This is a genomic window from Methanosarcinales archaeon (genome assembly GCA_014859725.1).
Classification (GTDB): domain Archaea; phylum Halobacteriota; class Methanosarcinia; order Methanosarcinales; family Methanocomedenaceae; genus Kmv04.
The window spans coordinates 1-1727 of record JACUTQ010000282.1; the positions used below are offsets into that span (position 1 = coordinate 1).

The 1727-nt window shown below is 40.7% G+C and carries 2 protein-coding genes; both read left to right on the plus strand.

From position 1 onward, the window contains the following. The first annotated feature begins 578 nt into the window (after positions 1 to 578). The gene (gene albA, locus IBX40_13295) at positions 579 to 848 is read left to right on the plus strand and encodes a DNA-binding protein Alba (protein ID MBE0525287.1); all 270 of its coding nucleotides are present in this window, start codon (positions 579 to 581) and stop codon (positions 846 to 848) included. 40 nt (positions 849 to 888) lie between these two features. Next, complete coding sequence (locus tag IBX40_13300) at positions 889 to 1449, plus strand: DUF366 family protein (GenBank protein ID MBE0525288.1); 561 nt, start codon at positions 889 to 891, stop codon at positions 1447 to 1449. Positions 1450 to 1727: the final 278 nt, after the last annotated feature.

The following is a 1727-nucleotide window of genomic DNA, read 5'->3' on the forward strand; positions in this document are numbered from 1 at the left end:
CCGATTTTGACATAGATGTACGCTAAGGGGTTAGGCATTCTGTTTTTTGCCAAAGTTTCTGTCTTCAATTTTTTTAGTACTGCTGACAGTTTCTTCAATCCACGCATCAACAGCGTACATCTACGTTAAAATCATGGCGATACCCTCAATAGGGAAAATCGCTAAGCTTAGCTGCAATTGATTGCTTGGTGAATACAAGCTCAATAAAAATATGATAAGATAATTATTTAATTACTGTCTTATGGACACTTTACGGACGAATCGTGGTGGTACCCTTAAAACGGTTCCATGTCCCAGGGTAGTCCACATCTGCTTCTGGCATTCGTCTTTCGTTCGTTCTCTCTGCTCCGCTCACTCACTACAGCCGATTCATGCCTGTTCAGTTAAATTGGATTCAAATTTCATGTGAAAACTTCATCAGCTGGAGCAGAACGTAAAAATAAGGCATAAGGGAAATAATTCGAAAGTATTATGAATCCCTGTATATAATCTTAATAACTATACCCCGCAGCTCCGCTGCGGTTGGGACAAACCGTAGTATTTATTATACACGCATTGTTTCTGGTGAGGTGACAAAAGTGGAAAATGACGATGTAGTATATATCGGCAACAAACCGGTTATGAACTACGTACTTGCAGTGGTAACACAATTCAACAGCGGTGCTGACAATGTGGTCATTAAGGCCAGGGGAAGGGCAATATCCAGAGCAGTGGACGTTGCTGAAGTAGTAAGAAATCGGTTCATTACTGATCTGTCGGTTAAGGACATACTCATATCTACTGAAAAAATTGTATCAGAACGCGGTGAATCCAATGTATCGGCCATAGAAATCACTTTGGGCAAATAAGAATGCCTTAAATAATTTCATAGATCAATAAACCAGGGTTATGAGAGTTGAAATTTTTTCCAAAATCCTGGAGTATGACGGTACCCAGATAGAATCCCTTTGGGGATATTCAAAAGGGATACCAGGAGATAGTATTATATTATTCAGGGGTGGTATGGATATCCCTGATACCAACATCAAGGATCTGGAAGACCTGATGGATAATAAAGCTATCAGTGGTGGGGATATGCTGCATTTTATTGTGGAGCGTTTTGATTCCCCTGCAAGTATCAGACTGGCATATTATATGCAGCGTATGCTTGTGGTGTGTGCTCGGGATGTGCTGGCACAGCATGGTATTGTATCAATTAGAAACGGTGATGACCTTTTTGTGGACAGAGCCAAACTGACAGTAAGTATAGCTACGGCCGGGATATCTTCAGAAAAAATTCATATGGGAATTAACATCTCCTGCAGAGGCACACCGCCAGATGTCAAGGTTGCCTGCCTTGAGAATATGGGAATCACAGACAATATGGGACTGGGAGAAGAGATTGCCCGGAATTTTGCATTAGAAATTGATGATATCGAATCCGATATCGTAAAAACAAAGAGCCTTTGATTTTTTTTGTTTCAAATTACAACTCAACTATGAGTAGCCAATTTTGGGTGGTGTCCTACAAATCGTGACCTCTGTATTAATTGAATTTGTTGATTGATGATTTCATAAACGGAGGCGCATATGTGACAGCAGGATATGGAAGAAGCTGGGTTATGGGCATGGTTGTTTGGATTGATGAAATAGTATACATCAAGGAGAAAGGAACACGGATGACACGGATTTGGCGGATACTCACGGATTTGGGGTTTCTGATTCAAATCTTTCTTTCCTGTCATTCG

Bases quoted from the DNA above. Each gene is read 5' to 3' on its own strand.
- IBX40_13300 (MBE0525288.1), top strand. From the start codon at position 889: ATGAGAGTTGAAATTTTTTCCAAAATCCTGGAGTATGACGGTACCCAG.